At 59.7% G+C, this 19,341-nt stretch carries 17 protein-coding genes and 1 pseudogene; 14 read left to right on the plus strand and 4 right to left on the minus strand.

Annotated elements, in window-relative coordinates; all coding sequences use genetic code 11:
• Positions 1 to 383: 383 nt before the first annotated feature.
• The 7 genes and pseudogenes from ACOYW2_RS07630 (at position 384) to ACOYW2_RS07660 (ending at position 7,898) form a co-directional block, all read left to right on the plus strand.
• The gene (locus ACOYW2_RS07630; RefSeq protein WP_482770000.1) at positions 384 to 2,903 is read left to right on the plus strand and encodes a molybdopterin-containing oxidoreductase family protein; all 2,520 of its coding nucleotides are present in this window, start codon (positions 384 to 386) and stop codon (positions 2,901 to 2,903) included.
• The gene (locus tag ACOYW2_RS07635; RefSeq protein WP_482770001.1) at positions 2,903 to 3,706 is read left to right on the plus strand and encodes a 4Fe-4S dicluster domain-containing protein; all 804 of its coding nucleotides are present in this window, start codon (positions 2,903 to 2,905) and stop codon (positions 3,704 to 3,706) included. Before ACOYW2_RS07630 ends, ACOYW2_RS07635 begins: the two co-directional genes overlap by 1 nt.
• Complete coding sequence (locus ACOYW2_RS07640) at positions 3,696 to 4,313, plus strand: cytochrome b/b6 domain-containing protein (protein ID WP_482770002.1); 618 nt, start codon at positions 3,696 to 3,698, stop codon at positions 4,311 to 4,313. Before ACOYW2_RS07635 ends, ACOYW2_RS07640 begins: the two co-directional genes overlap by 11 nt.
• A gap of 180 nt (positions 4,314 to 4,493) precedes the next feature.
• Positions 4,494 to 4,640, plus strand: a pseudogene (locus ACOYW2_RS07645) (GntR family transcriptional regulator); the annotation flags it as partial.
• A 133-nt stretch (positions 4,641 to 4,773) separates the two neighbouring features.
• A complete protein-coding gene (locus ACOYW2_RS07650) occupies positions 4,774 to 5,157 on the plus strand; it encodes an FCD domain-containing protein (protein ID WP_482770996.1) in 384 nt (127 codons plus the stop codon).
• 201 nt (positions 5,158 to 5,358) lie between these two features.
• Positions 5,359 to 6,753, plus strand: coding sequence for a GMC family oxidoreductase N-terminal domain-containing protein (locus tag ACOYW2_RS07655; protein WP_482770003.1), 1,395 nt, complete (start codon positions 5,359 to 5,361; stop codon positions 6,751 to 6,753).
• Positions 6,754 to 6,860: 107 nt separating this feature from the next.
• Positions 6,861 to 7,898, plus strand: a complete 1,038-nt coding sequence (locus ACOYW2_RS07660; RefSeq protein WP_482770004.1) for a LacI family DNA-binding transcriptional regulator — start codon at positions 6,861 to 6,863, stop codon at positions 7,896 to 7,898.
• A 56-nt stretch (positions 7,899 to 7,954) separates the two neighbouring features.
• On the opposite strand, the gene ACOYW2_RS07665 is transcribed toward ACOYW2_RS07660, so the two are convergent.
• The gene (locus tag ACOYW2_RS07665; RefSeq protein WP_482770005.1) at positions 7,955 to 8,368 is read right to left on the minus strand and encodes a hypothetical protein; all 414 of its coding nucleotides are present in this window, start codon (positions 8,366 to 8,368) and stop codon (positions 7,955 to 7,957) included.
• On the opposite strand from ACOYW2_RS07665, the gene ACOYW2_RS07670 reads away from it, so the two are divergent.
• The 3 genes from ACOYW2_RS07670 to ACOYW2_RS07680 all read left to right on the plus strand — a co-directional run bounded on the left by ACOYW2_RS07670 (position 8,345) and on the right by ACOYW2_RS07680 (position 11,580).
• On the plus strand, positions 8,345 to 9,673 hold the full coding sequence (locus tag ACOYW2_RS07670; RefSeq protein ID WP_482770006.1) for an NCS2 family permease: 1,329 nt from the start codon (positions 8,345 to 8,347) through the stop codon (positions 9,671 to 9,673). The two genes, ACOYW2_RS07665 and ACOYW2_RS07670, sit on opposite strands and share 24 nt — an antisense overlap.
• Positions 9,674 to 9,835: 162 nt before the next feature.
• Positions 9,836 to 11,437: an amidohydrolase family protein gene (locus tag ACOYW2_RS07675; RefSeq protein ID WP_482770007.1), complete on the plus strand. Its 1,602-nt coding sequence runs from the start codon at positions 9,836 to 9,838 to the stop codon at positions 11,435 to 11,437.
• Complete coding sequence (locus ACOYW2_RS07680) at positions 11,332 to 11,580, plus strand: adenine deaminase C-terminal domain-containing protein (protein ID WP_482770997.1); 249 nt, start codon at positions 11,332 to 11,334, stop codon at positions 11,578 to 11,580. The genes ACOYW2_RS07675 and ACOYW2_RS07680 overlap by 106 nt, the downstream gene beginning before the upstream one ends.
• A 279-nt stretch (positions 11,581 to 11,859) precedes the next feature.
• Here the strand turns inward: ACOYW2_RS07680 and ACOYW2_RS07685 are convergent, their stop codons facing one another.
• A complete protein-coding gene (locus ACOYW2_RS07685; RefSeq protein WP_482422410.1) occupies positions 11,860 to 12,924 on the minus strand; it encodes a branched-chain amino acid aminotransferase in 1,065 nt (354 codons plus the stop codon).
• Between the two features lie 733 nt (positions 12,925 to 13,657).
• On the opposite strand from ACOYW2_RS07685, the gene ACOYW2_RS07690 reads away from it, so the two are divergent.
• The 4 genes from ACOYW2_RS07690 to ACOYW2_RS07705 are packed head-to-tail and all read left to right on the plus strand — an operon-like array spanning position 13,658 to position 16,635.
• A complete protein-coding gene (locus ACOYW2_RS07690; protein ID WP_218951020.1) occupies positions 13,658 to 14,221 on the plus strand; it encodes a 2-oxoacid:acceptor oxidoreductase family protein in 564 nt (187 codons plus the stop codon).
• Positions 14,221 to 14,526 carry a 4Fe-4S binding protein gene (locus ACOYW2_RS07695; protein WP_218951021.1) on the plus strand — a complete coding sequence of 102 codons (306 nt, stop codon included), beginning with the start codon at positions 14,221 to 14,223 and terminating at the stop codon, positions 14,524 to 14,526. The genes ACOYW2_RS07690 and ACOYW2_RS07695 overlap by 1 nt, the downstream gene beginning before the upstream one ends.
• A 3-nt stretch (positions 14,527 to 14,529) precedes the next feature.
• The gene (locus tag ACOYW2_RS07700; RefSeq protein WP_482770008.1) at positions 14,530 to 15,723 is read left to right on the plus strand and encodes a pyruvate ferredoxin oxidoreductase; all 1,194 of its coding nucleotides are present in this window, start codon (positions 14,530 to 14,532) and stop codon (positions 15,721 to 15,723) included.
• A gap of 12 nt (positions 15,724 to 15,735) precedes the next feature.
• Complete coding sequence (locus tag ACOYW2_RS07705; protein WP_482770009.1) at positions 15,736 to 16,635, plus strand: thiamine pyrophosphate-dependent enzyme; 900 nt, start codon at positions 15,736 to 15,738, stop codon at positions 16,633 to 16,635.
• A 318-nt stretch (positions 16,636 to 16,953) separates the two neighbouring features.
• On the opposite strand, the gene ACOYW2_RS07710 is transcribed toward ACOYW2_RS07705, so the two are convergent.
• Both ACOYW2_RS07710 and ACOYW2_RS07715 read right to left on the minus strand, forming a co-directional pair.
• Positions 16,954 to 18,372, minus strand: coding sequence for a DUF711 family protein (locus ACOYW2_RS07710; RefSeq protein ID WP_482770010.1), 1,419 nt, complete (start codon positions 18,370 to 18,372; stop codon positions 16,954 to 16,956).
• Between the two features lie 57 nt (positions 18,373 to 18,429).
• On the minus strand, positions 18,430 to 18,981 hold the full coding sequence (locus tag ACOYW2_RS07715; RefSeq protein ID WP_482770011.1) for a glycine cleavage system transcriptional repressor: 552 nt from the start codon (positions 18,979 to 18,981) through the stop codon (positions 18,430 to 18,432).
• Positions 18,982 to 19,341 lie beyond the last annotated feature (360 nt).

A 19,341-nucleotide genomic window follows, 5' to 3' on the forward strand; every position in this document is an offset into this window, starting at 1 on the left:
CACCGGCGGGCCGAGTGCATTCATTCCCTCCACGACCATCCTTTCTTGTTATTTCTTCTTTCTACCTGTTCCCTTGCCACTCTCGTAAAGAGGACGGCGCTTCAATGGCACCGGAAGAAGGGTGTTGCTTTTTTGCCCCTGAGTAGATAAAAAATAAACTTCATATTCTGCTTTTCTCAGTAAAAAATATCTGTCTATTGCTTCTCGCGATTTTTTGCGATGTGTAACCCGGGAGGCCTCTTTCCAGCTGTATCCCTCGTTAGGAAACGAACAAGTCAATGTGGGTGGCCTTCGATTACAGAGGGCGGCGAGCCGTTCCTTGGGGTTTGTGTTGCTTTGTGTATGTCGCTTCAGCACTTCATTTATTGAGGATACCAAGACACATGGATAAACGAACGAAGCTGTCCAGAAGGGATTTTTTTAAGGTCTCTTCGGCCCTGGGGGCCACCGGGGCTTTACTGGCGGCAGGGCAGGAGGCGGCGGCCACGCCACTGCATGTGCCGGATTCCGAATACGCACGGGAAAAGGGCGTTCCGGTGCTCTGTCAGATGTGCGCTCAGCACTGCCCGGCAACCGCCTGGGTCAAAGAGGGCAAGGTGGTTCGCCTGGAGGCGAGCAGGGTCCATGAAAATTGGGGGACTTGCGGGCGTGCGCGGGCTGCGGTGAGCGCCCTGTACAGCGAGGATCGCATCAAGACCCCCCTGATCCGAACCGGAGAGCGAGGCAAGGGCGAATTCAGGAAAGCGAGCTGGGACGAAGCCCTGGACCTGGTGGCCGGGAAAATGAAGGCTCTGAGAGACGCTGGAAAAGCGGACAGGGCGGTTCTTTTCTCCCGCTTTACTTCGGCGGCGAAATACGATGAGCTCTTTTTTAACGTGTTCGGGAGCCCCAATATCGTGGGGTACGGGGACACCTGCTTCAGCGTGGTGTCCAGCAGCTCCAGGGCCATTTTGAATTTCGGGGGGCCGGGTTCCCACTCCAGCGATTTTGAACACGCAGACTACGGCCTGGTCATCGGCAAGAACTTAGGGGGTGCCATCATCGCCCACGGGTGGGGCGCTCAGTTCGGGGACGGGTTGAGGCACGGGCTGCCCCTGACCGTTGTGGATCCCCGGCATCCCAATGAGATGGCCCAGGCGACGGCCGAGTGGCTTCCCATCCGGCCGGGGACCGACTATTCGTTTTTGCTCGGGGTGATCCATTTTGTCTTTAAAAAAGGGTATGTGGATGCGGGGTTTCTAAGCAAAACCAACGCAGATGCCCTCATTGACCCGGAAACCCTGCTTCCTCTTTTTGAAGGCGAAGGCGATTCCCCGGGGGATTACCTGGTGTTCGATACGGCGGAGAACAGGGTGAGGCCTGCCCGGGAAGCCCGCGTTCCGGCTTATGGGGGGACCTATGCCTGGGAGGGGAAAACCGTTCGGCCAGCGTTGGCGCTTCTTCAGGAGAGTGCCCTGGCAAACAGTCCCGAGGAGATGGCCGCCGTATGCGGGATCTCCCCAGAAACCATGGAGTCTGTGGCGGACAGGCTCCACGACGCGGCTCCAAAGGCCTTTGTGGAGATCGGGTATCGCTTCACCCGGCACAGCACGGATTTCAGGGCCCAGGTGGCCATCCAGATGCTCAACCTGCTGCTCGGGCTCTATGGGCAGGAGGGGGGAATCCAGAGGAATCGCAACGCCGGACTCGGAGGACTTCCGGTGGACCCGCCGGAGCCCGGCGGCACGAGCATCCTTGCCTGGCACAACGCCCATGACCCGGGGCGCTGGGCGGCAAGCCCTGTGGAGGGCCGCTCCACCGTGGTCAAAGCCTTCCTTGAGAAGAAACCCATGGTCCCGGAGCTTCTTTTTTTCTGGGGCCAGGACCTGGTGGGAGGCACGGCCGGCGGTGCGGATGTGGTGAAGATGATGAAGGAGGTGGAGACCATCGTGGCGGTCTCCCCGTTCTGGCAGGACAGCGTCATGTTTGCCGACGTGATCTTGCCGGGCTGCACCTTTCTGGAGCAGGACCAGCCCCTCTATACCGGTTACAAATCCCTGATCCCGGTCATCGGGGTGAATCGAAAGGCGGTGGACCCGGTGCTGGGAAGCCGGGATGGGTATCGGATCCTCTGCCAGCTCGCCAAACGGGTGCTGGAGCCTGAAGAGTACGATGCTTATTTTCTCCACCTGGAGAAAGAGGGGCTCATGCCCCTGTGGCGCAGTCAGTTCAAGGGCATCTCAGGGCTTACCCCGGACGAGGCCGCGACCCTGCCAGACTCCGTGGAGGCCCTCCTGGAAAAGGGGAGCTGGGGCGGGTCCCGCACCATGGCGGACCATGCCCCCAAGAGCCCCACGGGAAAACACGAGGTCTACAGCTTCTGGCTGGCTGGTATTCATCACCGCCTGGCCACGGAGCATCCGGACTATGGGGCAAGAGATCACGCTTCCCCGTTGTTTCCTCACCTGACCTGCCGCTGGTACGGGAAGAAAAAGGCCCTGGGAACCGACGAGTTCATTCCGGCCTCGGGCTTTTCTCCCCTGGGGTCGTTCTGCGGTGGACAGACCCGCAACAACCCGGTGCTGGTTCCCCTCCATGACGACATGGGCTATGCAAATGTCTTCATCAACGTAGCCCGGGCCCGGAACCTGGGCGTGTCCGAAGGGGACACCGTGGAGGTGTGGCTGGAGGACTACCCCGAAGAGCGTCAGCGGGCCGTGGTCTCCCTGAGCCGTACGGTTCATCCCGATGTGCTCTTCTACTACCACGGCTTCGGCAGGGGGTGCATGCAGACACCTGAAAAACTTCGGTTTGCTCGCCATGACGGTCTGAATATCAATCATTTCGGACGGCTTCAGTTTTCTCCGGGGGTTGCCGGACATCTTCCCCAGGATGTGATCCTTAAATTACGGAGGGCTTCCTGATGCGTCACCTGATGTTGTACGACACCCTTAGCTGCCTGAATTGCTTTGCCTGCATGAGTGCCTGCTCGGCAGAAAACCGCATGCGCATGGCCCGGGATGAGGGCATCCACATCGAACGCTCCTCAAACGCCCTGCTTCCCGAGACCTTTTACTTCACACCGGTCCGGCGGGAGGTGGGGGCGTATCCCAAGGCCCGGGTGGTGGTGGCCTTTCATCATTGTCGTCATTGCGAGCATGCCCCCTGTCTTGCCAATTGCCCCTCCGGGGCCATTGAGCGTCGTCCGGGTGGCCAGATTGTGATCAACGCCTCCGCCTGCATCGGCTGCCGGACCTGCATCGATGTCTGCCCCTATGATGTGCCCCGCTACGATCCCGTCTCCAACACGGCAAAAAAGTGCATCGGATGCTACGACCGAGTGGAATCCGGCAGGCAGCAGGTTTGTGTCTCCGCCTGTCCGGCCGGGGCCCTTGTCTCCGGGTCGGAAGCGGAAGTGATCGCCGAAGGGGAAAAGCGCCTGGCCCGCTATGCCGAGAGGCTGGGCGGGGAGTACATGCTCTACGGCAAGGAGGCGGTCAACGCCACCGTGGGGCGCATCGGCTGGCTGACCCTGGCGCCGAAGGCCCTGGCCGAGGCGTACCTGTTGCCGGAGAACCCCGTGAAGCGAACCATGCAGGCCAGGCAGGGCAGCAAGACCCTGGGGACCATGGGGCTGGCCGGTATCGGTGCCGGTGCGGCCCTTCACTCCCTGCACTGGCTCAGCGCACGGAAAAAGAAGGTACGGGAGGAGGAGCATGGAGAGTAATACCGAGACGTATATTACGGCGTTTAGTGGCATGCAGCGGTGGTTTCACAAACACATCATCCATTTTATGGTGCTGTTTTTCATCACGGGGCTCCCCGTCTTTTCAACGAACTTCAGCTTCCTGGCGTCGATGTTTTCCGCACCCCACGATGCCATCAGCTTTGCCGGGGCAGGAGGGCCCGCCCTTGGGGAAACCCCTGCGGATCGTCTGGCCGGAGGCCTGCAGGTGGCCAGGATCCTTCACCGGGTTACCGCGCTCTTCTTTGTCATGACGGCCCTGCCTTTCTGCCTCACCATGCTGGCTTCCGTGCGAAGATGGAAGATCTGGCCGGAGCAGAGCTGGGGCCCCCGTGCGCTCTTCCGGGGGCTGAAGGAGCTGTGGACGACCTATGTGCGCCTGGAACATGGTCGGTTCGGCAAGTTCAACACAGGCCAGAAGGGGTTTGCCTGGCTCATGATCCTTGCGGTTGCGGCCATCACCGGAAGCGGGATGGTTCTGATGTTCCGGGATCTCTTTTCCCAGGCATTTCAGGAACAGGCCCGGTTTGTCCATGCCGTCTCCTTTGTTTTTATCTCCCTGTTGCTGCCCGTTCATATCTATCCCTGATTCCCATGAACCGGCACGGGCTGCGGGCGATTTTCAGGGACGGCTTGATGAGCGCAGACGCGGTTCGGGAACATCATCCCCTCTGGTATGAAGAGCTCAAGAGGGAAGGTCGCCTGTAAGGCCCAATGTGCCGGCACGATCTTTTGCACCACACCACGTCAACCATTCCAGTGGAGGGCCATGGAAGCCGGGAAACCTGAAAATTTGTCCGATCGCATCGCCACTTACCTTACGGAGAAGATCGTGCGCCTGGAGCTGGCGCCTGGGGAGTGGGTCCGTGAACAGGCCATCGCCGGTGAATTGGGGGTGAGTCGTTCCCCCATCCGGGAGGCGATTCGTAAGGGGGCTGGTGGAGATCGTGCCCCGGTGCGGGGCGCGGGTGAGCCGGGTGACCGAGGCGGTGATCGAAGGGCACGCCGATGTCCTCCAGGTCCTCTACGGCCTGGTGGTGCGCCGCTGAATCGGACGGTGCGGTGAGTCTCACCGCATGCAGTTGGTCCACGCCTACGAACAGATGGCGGCCGCGGCTGAAAAGGGGGATGCCGGCGGCGTCTATGATGCGATTTTCAGTTTTGCCGCCGTCGGTCTGGAGACCGTGGAAAACCCGGTTCTTGCAAGGATCCTCCAGGGGTTGATGCCCAACGCCCAGCGGTTGCAATACCTCTCCCTGGTGGTGGACCGTAAACGATACCTTGCGAAGCTGTCCTATTTCAAAACCATTGTGGAGAGCCTCGAAGCGCGTGATGTGGAGAGGGGCGTCCAGGCCATGGAAGCCTATGTGGCGTCGGAAAAGGCTTACGCCCTGGCATCCTTCGGGGCGTCATCGGCGTCACGGTTGAGATGATGAGAACACGCCGCGTATCCTTGGCTGGTCGAAAGGGTGGGCGGCGGCGTTGTTTTTGGAGGGTGGGCTGATAGTTGTTGAAGGCTCTGTAAGCCCTTGAAAGGCTGTAAGATAAACAGTGTTGATGAGTGTTGACAGGTGTCTTGTCTCTATGTATCAATGACGGTTGTGGATTGTCGACAATTTTAACAGGGAGGCGTTATGGAAACCATGAAGACACAGGCCGATGTGATTGTCGTGGGAACCGGCCCGGGTGGAGCCACCGTCGCCAGGGAGCTGACGGCACAGGGGAAGGATGTGCTGATCCTGGAATGGGGTGATTACAAACCCGTCAAGGGGACCTTCTCTCAACTGGTGAAAAATGCGGGTATTCCAGGCAGAAATATCCTGTTCAGCAACAAGGCCCTCCTTGGTATGGTCCGGGGCATATGTACCGGCGGAAGTTCCATGTTTTACTGCGCCACCGCCTTTGACCCGCCCTTTGAGATGCTTGAGTCCTATGGAATTGATATCCGAGGGGAGGTGGACGCGCTGAAGCGGGAACTCCCCATCGCCCCCCTGAAAGACGAACTCATGGGTCCCGGTTCCCTGAGGCTGATGGAGAGCGCCCGTAACCTGGGCTATGAGTGGAACAAATTCAATAAGCTTATCGACCAGGACGCCTGTCGGCCCGACTGCCTGAAATGTACCTACGGCTGCCCCTACGGGGCCAAGTGGACTGCCCGCGATTACGTGGATGAAGCCGTTGAACAAGGGGCGACCCTGGTCAACGGGGCCAAGGTGGAGAAGGTTATCTTTGAAGGGGACACCGCCATCGGGGTGATATACAAAAAAGGCTTTCAAACCCATTCGGCTTACGCCGACAAGGTGGTCCTTTCCGCAGGGGGCATCGGATCGGCGCATATCCTTCGGCACAGCGGGCTCTACAGCGCAGGGTACGATTTTTTCTTTGATCCCCTGGTGATGGTGTTCGGCTCTGTGGGCGGCCTGGGCAGCAAGGGCGAGACCCAGATGACCGCGGGTGTCCATATGGAAGATGAGGGGTATCTTATGGTGGACCTTCACTTTCCGACCCCGGTTTTTGCCGCCCAGATCGCGCCGAAATTGAAATTTCACCGTATGCTCTCCCGGCCCGATACCCTCATGGTGATGATCAAGATCAAAGATGAGCTCGGGGGGCGGCTTACCTGGAAAGGGGGCATTCGGAAGAGCATAGGCCCCGGGGACCACCTGAAGATGAAGACGGGAGTGTCCCGGGCAAAGGCCATTTTGAGGCAGGCCGGAGCCAAGGGTGTCTATACGGGCTGGAAGGTGGCCGCCCATCCCGGAGGGACCGTCAAGATCAACCACATGGTGGACTCCGACCTGAAAACACCTCTACGTCTGCGACTGCTCTGTGGTGCCGGAGGCCTGGGGACTTCCTCCGACGCTCACCCTCCTTGGCCTGGGAAGACGCCTGGCAGCTCACCTGGCCTGATTGTCACCTTCCCCCCCCCTTTGCCTTCCTTTATCCCAAACGGCGCTGACCGGAACGCTAATCGCCTCCGTGCTGCCGTCACAGCCCGGTTTTTTCCCGGGTCCTCCCCCCCATCTTGAACAGTGGCCGTCACGGCCCCGGTGATCTGTCTCCCAGGAAGATATTGACAGGCACGGAAGCTTCATAGTAGGTGAGGTTGAACGTTTAACCTATCGGGGGAATCACCATGGCAGCAACCATCAAAGAGATCGCCAAACGGGTCGGGGTGTCCATTGCCTCGGTCTCCCTTTACCTGAACAACAAAGAGACGACGCGGGTCAGTGCCTCCACCAAGGAGCGTATCGACAAGGTGGTGGACGAGCTCAATTACCGCAAAAACATCTTTGCCAGCAGCCTGGGGCGACACGAATCCAAGATCACCGGTGTGATTATTCCCACTTCGCTTCCCCTGTTCGTCAATGAGTTTACCAACGCCATCCTGGCGGGCATTCAACAGGTCCTCTCGGAAAGGGGATACAGCATGCTCTTTTTGCCCGTTAACGGAGCCTCCTCCGAGGAGATCGTGAAAGACCAGCTTCAAAACAGCGCGGGATGCGACGGGTATTTTCTCTTCAGCACGGGCTTTTGCTCCACCGAGCAGGTGCACCGCAACATCGCCACCCTCCAAAACAGCGGCAAGCCCTTTGTGACCATCAACATCCCGGAGCTGGACCTGCCCGTTCATCAGGTGATCCTCCAGGACCTGGACAAAGCCTCTGGGGCTTCTTTCCTGATCGATCAGGGGCACCGGGAGATCGTTCTGCTCCTGGGCCGCGAGAACGACGTCAACGCCCTGGGAGTGATCGATGCCTACAACGCGTGCTGCCGCGAGGCGGACATCGCGGTGCGCGGGGAGAATATCTGCTACGGGGACTACCAGGCCGAATCCGCCTACCTGGCGATAAAAGAGCGACTGGCCACCGGGCCGACGCCCACGGCCATCTGCTGCATGTCGGACCAGATGGCCATGGGAGCCTATGCCGCCGTTCAGGAGGCCGGGCTCCGCATCCCCGAGGATATCTCCGTCATCGGGCGCAACAACGTCACCTTCTCGCCTTTTCTCTACCCGGCCCTGACCACCGTGGACCTGCACATGGCCGATGCCGGAAAGAGCGCGGCCGAGCTCCTGCTCAACGTGGCCGCAGGGGAGGTGACCTCCACCTGCCACAAGGTGATGATCCGCAGCACCCTGGCAGAGCGGGCGTCGGTCCGGACTTTGGGATAGGTATCCGTCAAGTTGCAGTACGCTTAACCCGGATATTTCATGAGAAAACGATTGGGCTAAATTAATAAGTTATTATTACGTCTGGTTACTTGGAAATATTTAGATATTTCGTAACTGTTCAGTTGCCTCCGGCGGGTCGCTTTTTTGAAAAAAAGCTCCGCAAAAAACGTTTCTAATGCACCCGTGCTTCGTTTTGATCGCCCCGAAGGGCGATCAAAACGAAGCACGGGTGCGAAAATGTTGGAATTGTTTTGGCGAAGCCTGACCTGTTTATCAAACTTTTTAAAAGTTTGGCCCCCGGCAGGGCCGCCGGAGGCTTGTTTTTTTGAAAAACCATATTGAGGTGTATCCAGAGCGGCCCTGCCGAGAGGGATTCGGCGCAAAGGGGCCGTTTTTTCATTTGTTTTACGTGACAGGATTTTTTGTTTGAAAAGGGGACAGTGAGGATGGATGGACAGGGTATAGGCCAAGGGCGGCTCAGCACCTTTTTTAAGTGTTCCGACTTCGGGACTGATCTGAAAACAGAACTCATCGCAGGGTTTACCACCTTTGCAACCATGGCGTACATCATCGCGGTGGTGCCCGGTATGCTCAGCTCGGGCGGGGTGCCCAAGGGGGCGGCCTTTACGGTCACCGTGGTGATGACGGTGCTGGCGTCCCTTGTCATGGGACTCTACACGAACCGGCCTTTTATGCTGGGGCCGGGGCTTGGCAGCGTGGCCATTTTTTCCTTTACCCTGCTCAAAGGGGGTGTCCCTTTGAGCATCGCATCGGGCATCGTCTTTATCAGCGGGGTGATCTTTATCCTGGTATCGGTGTTCGGGGTCCGGGAGTTTATCGTGACGGTGATTCCTCCGAGTGTGAAGGTGGCCGTGGGCGCAGGGATCGGCCTGTTCATCGCTCTTTTGGGGTTCAAGCACGCGGGGATCATCGTGGCCAATCCGGGCAAGAACGTCCTGGTCTTCGGGGACCTCACTTCGGCCAAGGCCCTTCTCTCCATCCTCGGGTTTTTCCTGGTGCTTTTCTTTACCGCCCGCAAGGTCAAGGGAGGCATCATCTTTGCCGTGCTCCTCACCACGCTGGCGGGCATCCCCTTCGGGGTGACCAGGCTTCCTGGGAGTCTGGTGTCCATGCCGTCGGGCATCGATTCCATGATGTTCAACCTCGACATCACAGGGGCCCTGAGCCCGAAATATCTTCCCTATCTCCTGGCGTTCTTCATTCCCGATTTCTTCTCCACCCTTGGGACTCTCCTTGCCGTGGGGGCACAGGCCGGGTACCTGGATGAGAAGGGTGATATGCCGGGCATCGACAAATGTTTTTATGTGGACTCCGGCGCCACCGCCTTCGGGTCCTTTTTTTCCTGCCCGGTGCTCACCACCTATCTGGAGTCCTCCGCCGGGGTGGAGGCAGGGGGCCGAACCGGCCTGACCACCGTGACCGCCTCCTTCTTTTTTCTGCTGACACTCTTTTTCTCGCCCATTGCCCTGATGATTCCGTCCTGCGCCACCTCTCCGGTGCTGATGTACATCGGTATCTCCATGCTGGGCTCCATGCGAAAAATCGACTACAGCGACATGACGGAATACATCCCCGCCTTTGTCTGCGTGACGGTGACCATCTTCTCCTTTAACGCGGGCAACGGCATCGCAGCGGCCCTGGTGGTGTTTGCCTTTTTAAAGCTCGTCACCGGATCGGTGCGGGATGCCCACTGGTCGGTTTACGCCATCGCCCTTCTCATGATCTACTATTTCAGGATCATCGCAACTCACTGATATGAAAATGATGTAACCATTCAGCGCGCCTCCTGCGGAGCCTTGAAATGATGGCTTAAGACCTGTTTGTCCAATTTTTCAAAAGGTTGGACCCCGGCAGGGCCGCCGGAGGCATGTGGGGTTGAATCGTTGCAAAATGATAAAAAAAAGGAGGCGGACACCATGGTTGTGGATGCCCTGTTAAAAGATGCCCTGGTGTTCAACGTTTTTCTCAAGCGGTGGGACCGCTGCGACGTGGTGATTCACCGGGGGCGCTTTTTGTATGTCGGCAAGATGGAGGGCATGGGCTTTGAGCCTGAAGAGACCCGGGACTGTGGAGGAAAACCTCTGATTCCGGGGCTCATCGACATCCACCTGCACATCGAAAGCACCCTGTGCACCCCGGTGCCCTTTGCCCGGGCCGTTGCGGAGCGGGGGGTGACCACCGTGGTCTCCGAGCCCCATGAGATCGCCAACGTTTTCGGGATTCGGGGCATCCAGGAGATGATCCGGGTTTCCAAGGGGGCGGCGGCGGATGTCTACTACGGGGTCCCCAGTTCCGTGCCCGCCACCTCATCTGATCTGGAGACCTCCGGGGGCGTGGTGGGCCTGGAGGAGCTGGACCGGCTTTTTCGGGACGAACCGAAGGTCATCTGCCTCGGGGAGGTGATGAACTGCCCGGAGCTCATCGCCATGGGCCCGTCCCGTGCCGCAGAGTTCATCGACTACATGCGAAGGGAGCAGCCCTTTGCCGCCGTGGAGGGGCACTGCCCCTCCTACAAGGGCCTGGACCTTGCCAAGGTGCTCTACATGGGCGTGGACTCGGATCACTGCCTTCAGGACCCCGAGGGCCTGGAACAGCGCCTGGCAAACGGCATGTTTGTGGAGATCCAGGAAAAAGCCGTGACCCCGGAGATTGTCGACTGCCTCCTGGCCCACGATACCGACGGTCTCTTCTGTTTTGTCACCGATGATGTGCCCCCCAACGTCCTGGCGGAAAAGGGGCACCTCGACCATGTGGTGAGAAAGGCCCTTGAGGCGGGCATGCCCTTAGAGAAGGCTGTCATCGCCGCCACCTGGTCCCCGGCCCGCCGCATGGGATTTCGGGACAGGGGGGCCATTGCACCGGGCAAGGTCGCCGATGCCGTGCTCCTGGCCGACCGGTCAGCAGATTTTACCGTGGAGGAGGTCTTTAAAGGCGGAGTCCCCGTGTCCTGGTGCCAAACGGCAGAGGCTGGCTGTGGCGAAACCTTTCCCGAGGATTTCTACCAAAGCATCCGCCTGCCCGAGGAACTCCCGGACACCCTGTTTGAGCTGGCGGCCCCACAGGGTGCTTCAAAAGTCTGCTGCCGCACCATGGAGAAGAACAATCTCACCACCTACACCCGTGAAGGGCGACTCACGCTACCTGTGGAAGAGGGCAGGGGGTGCTGGGAGGAGGCGCCCTGCAACCTGGCCCTTGTCATCGAGCGCCACACCGGAAAGGCCGGGGCAGGCAAGGGGATCATGACCGGGTGCATCTTTCAAGGGGGCGCCGTGGCCACCTCCTATGCCCACGACAGCCACAACCTGCTGGTGGCCGGGGACCGGGCCTCGGACATGAGATGGAGTCCGCGCCCAACCAGGGCGGGATCTGCGTGGTCCGAAAAGGGGAGGTGGTGGCCTCCCTGGCCCTTCCCGTGGCAGGCCTCCTCTCCGAAGACCCCATGCCCGAGATTGCCGACCGGGTCGCCCGGATCCAGCAGGCCATGGAAGAGCTCGGCTTTGTCCATCCCAACCCGCTGATGTCCTTTGCCACCCTTACCCTGCCGGTGAGCCCGGCCCTGAAGCTTACGGACAAGGGCCTCGTGGATGTCCGGAGCAGCACCCTGGTGGAACTGTTCGTAAAAGCAGCCTCCGGCGGCGAGGTGAGCCACCTCGAAAGCTGATTGCCTTAGCGCTTTGCCCTTCGTTCCTCAGGGCAAAGCGCTAAGGCCTACGACTCGGGCTTCGCCCGACATGAACGTTGAGGGTTTATGCAGACTGCCTCACACCTCAGGACTGACGCTAAGCGCCTTGATGACCGGAACGTTTTTGCGGAGTTTTTTTCAAAAAGCGACCCGCCGGAGGCAAGTGAATCGTTACCAAAAAAAAGGCGGTATCCGAATCATCGGATACCGCCTTTTTTATGTCGTATGGGTGGCGTCTGCCTCAGCCGTGCGAGGGACTTAGGCCACGGGAACGATCCAGTTCAGGGGATCTTCGGAACGACCGAACTGGATGTCCATGAGGTCGTTGAAGATGCCGGAGGAGATGGGGCCTGCGCCGCCGTCGCCCACGGTGATCTCGCGGTCGCCGTATTTGATCTTGTTGACCGGGGAGATGACCGCTGCGGTGCCGGAGCCGAAGACCTCCTGGAGGCGGCCTTCTTCGTGGGCCTTGAACACCTCGTCAATGGAGATGCGTTTTTCCGCGACTTTTTTGCCCTGGTGGCGGGCCAGCTTGAGCACGGAGTCCCGGGTAATGCCTGCCAGGATGCTACCGTTGAGCTCGGGGGTGACGATCTCGTCGTCGATGACAAAGAAGATGTTCATGGAGCCCACCTCTTCGACGTATTTGCGCTCCACGCCGTCAAGCCAGAGCACCTGGGTGTAGCCTTCGGCCTGGGCGATCTCGGTGGCGTAGAGGCTGGCTGCGTAGTTGGCGGCGGTTTTGGCAGCGCCGAGGCCGCCGCGGACGGCACGGACGTGTTCCGGAGAGACCCAGATCTTCACCGGATTGAACCCTTCGGGGTAGTACGCGCCCACCGGGGAGAGGATGATCATGAACCGGTGGGTGGGGGAGGACTTCAGGCCGATGTAGGGGTCCATGGCGATGATGAAGGGACGGACATACAGCGAGGTGCCGGGAGCAGAAGGGATCCAGCCCTTTTCCATGCTGAGGAGGGCCTGGAGGGCCTCCAGGCAGTCGTCCACGTTGATCTCGGGGATGCAGAGGGCGTGGGCGGAACGGTTGAGGCGCTCGAAGTTGTCGCGGGGACGGAAGAGCTGGGCGGAGCCGTCTTCCTTCTTGTAGACCTTCAGGCCTTCGAAGATGGTCTGGCCGTAGTGGAGGACCATGGTGGCGGGGCTCACCTCAAAGGGACCGTAGGGCACGATGCGGGCGTCGTGCCATCCGATGCCTTCGGTGTAGTCCATGCAGAACATGTGGTCGGTGAAGATGGTCCCGAATCCCAGGTTGGATTCATCGGGGTGTGCCTTGGGCGTGTCGATTTTGTTGATGGTGATATCCATGGAAGACCTCAAAAAAGTCATGGCAATGGCTGTGACATGCGCGGCCATTGAAGGTTGATATATCAGTATGGCGAAACGCCATGCAGAGTGAACCGTGTGTCGGGGGCAGGGCAAGGGTTGCAGTGACAGGTAAGCCGTATCGGATTTTGAATCATGTCCTTGAAAATTGATGATTTTCAGGGACGGCTCGTCACGCAATGTCTTTGCCGGGTGCCTCAATATGTTTTCGGATGCGCAGAACGGACAGGCTCTGGCCATGGGCCGGGGTAGAGGACCAAACGGCTGGGTGTCGAATCGGTCTCGGCATGGTGACGCCTTGAGCGGCAAGTGCGCACAGGTTTTAAAATTTAGATAGCGGTATCCGAGGGGTAAATCAAGAAGAATGTGGCCAATGTCCTTGAAAAACGCATATTAACAAAGTTTTCGGCCTGGGACGGACCAACTTGCGCAAAGGGGCTTGACAAGGGAATTTGGTTTGCGATATTGCTTCTTGATTGATCTTGACGTTAACGTCAAGTGAAAGGCAGCCCAAGCAATGTGAAAGGATACGGCAGCTTCCTGATTCAGCACGCTTTTCCGAGGGTAGACGGAAGGACGGCGCAGGTGGTATCGTATCCCCCTGGCCCGGAATGATTCCGGGTCGGATATCTTTGGATATTCTGCACCTTCCCGGGCGCTATCGGGCAGGTGCCAGGCATGATCAAGGCACATCACGTGCTGAAAGTGGTGAAACATGAGACAGGACATCATTGAAATCCGTTGGCACGGCCGGGGAGGTCAGGGTGCCATCACAGCCGCCAAGGTTGTGGCCAACGCCGTGTTCAAGGCAGGCTACAAAGGTGTGGTTATGGCCCCCACCTTCGGAACGGAGCGCAGGGGAGCCCCCGTTTTCACGTCCCTGAAGATCTCCCGGGAGAAAATCTACGATCTCTCTCCCATTGAAACCCCGGATATGGTTGTGGTTCTAGACCACACCCTCCTTGAGGAAGTGGACGTCACCCATGGCCTGAAGGACGGGGGGCAGATTATCCTCAACACCCCGAAAGCCATAGACACCTACGACTTCGGCGCCCACAAACTCTCCATCTCCGATGTGACGTCCCATGCCCTGGAGGCCGGCCTGGCCCCCGGCATCGTCAACACCGGGATCATCGGTGCCTTTGCCAAGGCCACCGGTCTGGTGAGCCGTGACCTTTTGAGGGAAGCCATCCTCAACGAGTTTTCCGTCATGAAGCCCGAGGAGAACGCCCGGGCGGCCGCCCTTACTTATGATCGCACAGTCATCGGAGGTGCCTGATGTCCAAAGACGCATTCTGCAACATGATCTCTGTCAGTGAACCGGGCCCCGGGGACGGGGGCAACACCGGATCCTGGCGGGTGGTTCGTCCCGTCATCGATACGGAGAAGTGTATTCCCGCCAAAACCGGGAAGCCGTCGTGTTTCAACTGCTGGCTCTACTGCCCCGACGCGGTGGTCACCAAGACCATTCCGCCCACCATTGATTATACCTACTGCAAGGGGTGCGGCATCTGCGCCGAGGAGTGTCCCGCCGGGGCCATCTCCATGGTGCCCGAGGCGAGCTTTACCAAGGAGGAGAAATAGACCATGCATGTGATTGAATCAGGCAACGTGGCTGCCGCAACTGGGGTCAAACTGGCGAGGACCCAGGTAATCGCCGCCTACCCCATCACGCCGCAGACCCCTCTGACGGAAAAATTGTCCGAGTTCGTCGAGTCCGGTGACCTCCCTGCCGAATACATCCCCGTGGAGAGCGAGCACAGCGCCATGGCCGTGTGCATCGCCTCCTCCACCGCAGGGGCCCGCTCCTTTACCGCCACCAGCGCCAACGGCCTGCTCTACATGAACGAGCAGCTCCACTGGGCGGCAGGGGCCCGTCTTCCCATCGTCATGTGTGTGGCCAACCGCGGCGTGGGCGCGCCCTGGACCGTTTGGAACGACCACCAAGACACGGTGAGCCAGCGTGACCTGGGCTGGATCCAGCTGTACTGCGCCGACCACCAGCAGATCCACGACACGGTGCTCAAGGCCTTTAAGCTGGCCGAAACCGTGAGCATCCCCGTTATGGTGTGCTACGACGGCTACCTTCTGTCCCACACCTACATGCCCTTTGACGTGCCCGAGCAGGAGAAGGTGGACGCCTTTCTGCCCGGCTTTGAGCCCACCCATTTCCTGAACCCGGAAAAGCCCCGGAACTTCAACACCGTGACCCTGCCGGACGTGCGGCCCGACCTCCACGGCAACACGGCCCCCGGTTACATGGAGATCCGCAAGACCCTGCACACGGACCTGCGCGCGGCCCTTTCCGAGATCGAAAAGATCGACGGCGAGTTCGGCGAGATCTTCGGCCGTGGCGGCGAGCCCTTCCTGGAGCCCTACCGCTGTGAGGATGCCGACTACGTGACTTTCTGCATGGGATCTCTCTCCTACCAGCTCCGCGACGTGGTGGATGCCATGCGGGAGGAGGGAATCAAGGTGGGTGTCATGGGCCTGAAGGTCTACCGGCCCTTCCCCGACGCCGCCGTGCGCGAAGCCCTTTCCGCGTTCAAGGGCGTCATCGTGCTTGAAAAGGCTCTCTCCTACGGCAACCAGGGCGCTCTCTATGCAGACGTCAAGTCCGCGCTCTACAGCGCCGAGACCCGGCCGTTCGTGCACAACTACATCGTGGGCCTTGGGGGCCGGGAGATCAAGACCCAGCACCTGTACGACGCCCTGACCGAATCCATCAACAAAGAAGCCGCCGTCGGGGATGAACCCCGGTGGATCGGCCTGAAGCTGTAGAGGGTGGCTGCCATGGATAACGAGAAAAAAACAACGATTTTGAGCCTGACGGATGAAGAGATCATGAATCCGGGCAACCGCGCCTGCTCCGGCTGCGGTCTGGGCATCGTGTACCGCACCGCCCTGAAAGCCCTGGGCAAGGATACGGTGTTGGCCGTTCCCCCCAGCTGTCTGACTGTTCTCCAGGGGCTCTACCCCGTGGCCTCCACCAAGCTTCCTTGCGTGAACGTCACCTTTGCCTCCACGGCCGCGGCCGCCACCGGCGTGCGGGCAGCCCTGCGCGCCACCGGGCGGGATCACTTGAATGTCGTGGCCTTTGCCGGCGACGGCGGCACCGGGGACATCGGCATCCAGGCCCTCTCCGGCGCCTGCGAGCGCGGTGAGGACATCATCTACATCTGCTACGACAACGAAGCCTACATGAACACCGGTGTGCAGCGTTCCGGCACCACCCCCAAGGGCGTCATGACCACCACCACCCCCATCAAGGGCAAGCTCCAGCACAAAAAAGACGTGCCGAGCATCATCGCCGCCCATGGGATCGATTACGTGGCCACGGCTTCGGCCGCCTACCCCCTTGATCTCTACGACAAGGTGAAGAAGGCCGCCTCCATGAAGGGCGGGACGCGCTACATCCACGTCCACACCCCATGCCCCTCGGGCTGGGGCTTTCCCACCCGCAATACCGTGAAGATCGGCAAGCTGGGGGTCACCACCGGCCTGTTCGACCTCTACGAGATCGTCAAGGGCGAGTTCTCCCTTACCGGTGAGTCTGCCAAGCGCGTGGGCAAAGAGCGCACCCCCGTCACCGAGTACTTCCAGACCCAGCGTCGCTTCAGCTCCCTCTCCGATGCGGTGATCGAAGAGATGCAGGGCATGATCGATACGAAGTGGGCCAATTATACGGCATAGAACCACTCGAACGACTGTGAAACACACAAACGGGCACCCTTCGGGGTGCCCGTTTTTTATTTGGGGGAGAGGGTGCCGGGGATTTGCGCGGCGAAGGCGGTGCAGGGGGCGCACTCTACGGATCAGTAGCCAGGGTTGCTGCGGGGGAATGGTAGGGTGCGCCGTGCGCACCGATTGACGAAAAAGCAGCCTCCGGCGGCCAGGTGGGGGCACCTGGAAACCCTATGGCGAATGCATGGAGGCATCCATTATGCCATCGTTCTCGGGCATTCGCGTGATGTATGACATGGGGCAACCGTCTTTGCAGGCGAAGACGGATTAAACGTTGGCCTCCGGCAGGGCCGCCGGAGGCCAAATTTCTATACCATCCCTTAGTTTTTCAGGCTGTGGATGGGCGCCGGAATGCGACCCCCGTGGAGAACAAAGTCGTTGCGGCCCTGGCAGTTTTTCACGTCGATGATGGTGGCGTGGCCCAGGAGGCCCCCGTAGTGGGCGCTCTCTCCGGCCACTTTGCCGGGCACGGGGATGAGGCGGCAGGCGGTGGTCTTGTTGTTGATCATGCCGATGGCCATCTCGTCGGCGATGATCCCTGCAATGGTCTCCTCGGAGGTGGCACCGGGGATGGCCACCATGTCCAGGCCCACGGAGCAGACACAGGTCATGGCTTCGCTTTCGATGTTGCAGCCCTTCGGAGGCTTCTTCAATGTTCAGGTCCTCGCTCACAGGGATAAAGGCGCCGGAGAGGCCGCCCACGTGGGAGCTTGCAAAGGCGCCGCCTTTTTTCACGGCGTCGTTGAGCATGGCAAGGGCTGCGGTGCTGCCCGGTGCGCCGATGCTGATGAGGCCCAGGCTCTGGAAGATTTCGCCCACGCTGTCGCCCACGGTGGGGGTGGGGGCCAGGGAGAGGTCCACCACGCCAAAGGGGATGTCGAGGGTCTGGGCCACTTCGCGGCCGATGAGCTCGCCCACCCGGGTGACCTTGCAGGCCGTGCGCTTGATGATTTCGGCGATGTCGCCCAAGCCCAGGTTGGGCTTGGCTTCCACGGCGCGGTCGATGGCACGCTTCACCACGCCGGGGCCGCTGACCCCCACGTTGATGACGGCGTCGGCTTCGCCGGTGCCGAGGTAGGCCCCGGCCATGAAGGGAACGTCCTGGGGGATGTTGCAGAAGACGCAGAGTTTGGCCACGGCAAGGCCGTCTTTGTCGGCGGTGAGGGCGGCCCCGCGCTTGATGGCCTGGGCCATGAGGAGCACGGCGTCCATGTTGATGCCTGCCCGGGTGGAGCCCACGTTCACCGAGGCACAGATGCGCTCGGTCTGGGTGAGGGCCTCGGGGATGGCTTCGATGAGGGCCCGGTCCCCGTTGGCCATGCCTTTTTCCACCAGGGCGGAAAAGCCGCCGATGAAGTCCACGCCCACTTCCACGGCAATGTCGTTCAAGGTCTTGGCGATCTCAACCATCTGGTCGGCGTTGAAGGGGGCGGCCACAACGGCGATGGGGCTGATGGAGATACGTTTGTTCACCACCTCGATGCCGTATTTGTCTCCGATGGCGTTGCAGGTGGCCACAAGGGGGCCGGCAAGGCGGGTGATTTTTTTGCGCAGGTTGGACTTGAAGGTCTCCAGATCGTGGCTGGCGCAGTCAAAGAGGTTGATCCCGAGGGTCACGGTACGGACGTCGAGGTGCTCGTATTTGAGCATCTCCACGGTGGATATCAGTTCGTTATCGCTAAGCATGGTCTGTTCCTGACATGTTTTTTTGCTTCATTGTAAAAAGACGGCGGTGGTTCACACTCAAATGCGGTTCACCGTGTCGAAGATGTTCTTGTGCTGGAAGGTGAGGGCCAGGTTGAGGCTGGCGGCCTTCTCCTTGAGGGTGGCGGAGAGAATGTGTCGGTCCACGGTGTCCGGGACCAGGATCTCGTAGACCATGATGTTTCGCTCCGGGTTGTCCCCGCCTTCAAACACGGCCGTCAGGTTGATGATGTTGACACCCGCTTCGGCGATGACATTGGAGATGTCGTACACCAGCCCCTTGCTGTCCGGGCCGATGGTGGTGATGATGAAGTGCTCGCCTTCACACTCGACCTGGGGTGCGTTAACGTCCAGAGGGCTGATGTGGACCTGGAGGCCATCTTCCTGAAAGGCGCCGTTGAATGCCTCGGTGACGGCTTCCAGATCGGTACCCGTCGGCATGGAGACAATGTAAAGACCCGCAAATTCGGACTGAAGGATGGTCTGGCTGACATTTTCTATGTTGCAGTCCAGCTGCAGAAGAACCCGGGCCACCGATGAGACGATGCCGGGCCGGTCTTTTCCGATTACCGTGATGATGATCTTGCTCATGTGTACAACCTGACTCTGTGATGTTGGTGTGGCCGCCCGAAGGGTCGGTCACCGTAAGAAAATGGGCTGTCGGGAACGTCTCGTTCCGTGCCTTTCGGCAAGATATGGGTTTGTGATTGCGTAAATCAGAAGCCCGATCCGTGATTTCAGCCTTGAAATATCAATCGCGTCGTTCCCTTCGGGTTGACACGATGTGTGTTATGTACCATGAACCCATCAGCATGAACACCATTATTATTACCAAATAGCGGCTTTTCGGGGTGGTGGGGGTGGAGGGCGCAAGGGGCGTGGCCTATGGTGTTGCGGAAAACCTCAATGACCGGGCTGTGATTCGAGACTCCCTGCTGTTTCAAGGGTCAA

The organism is Desulfoluna sp. CLI2B, assembly GCF_056847375.1.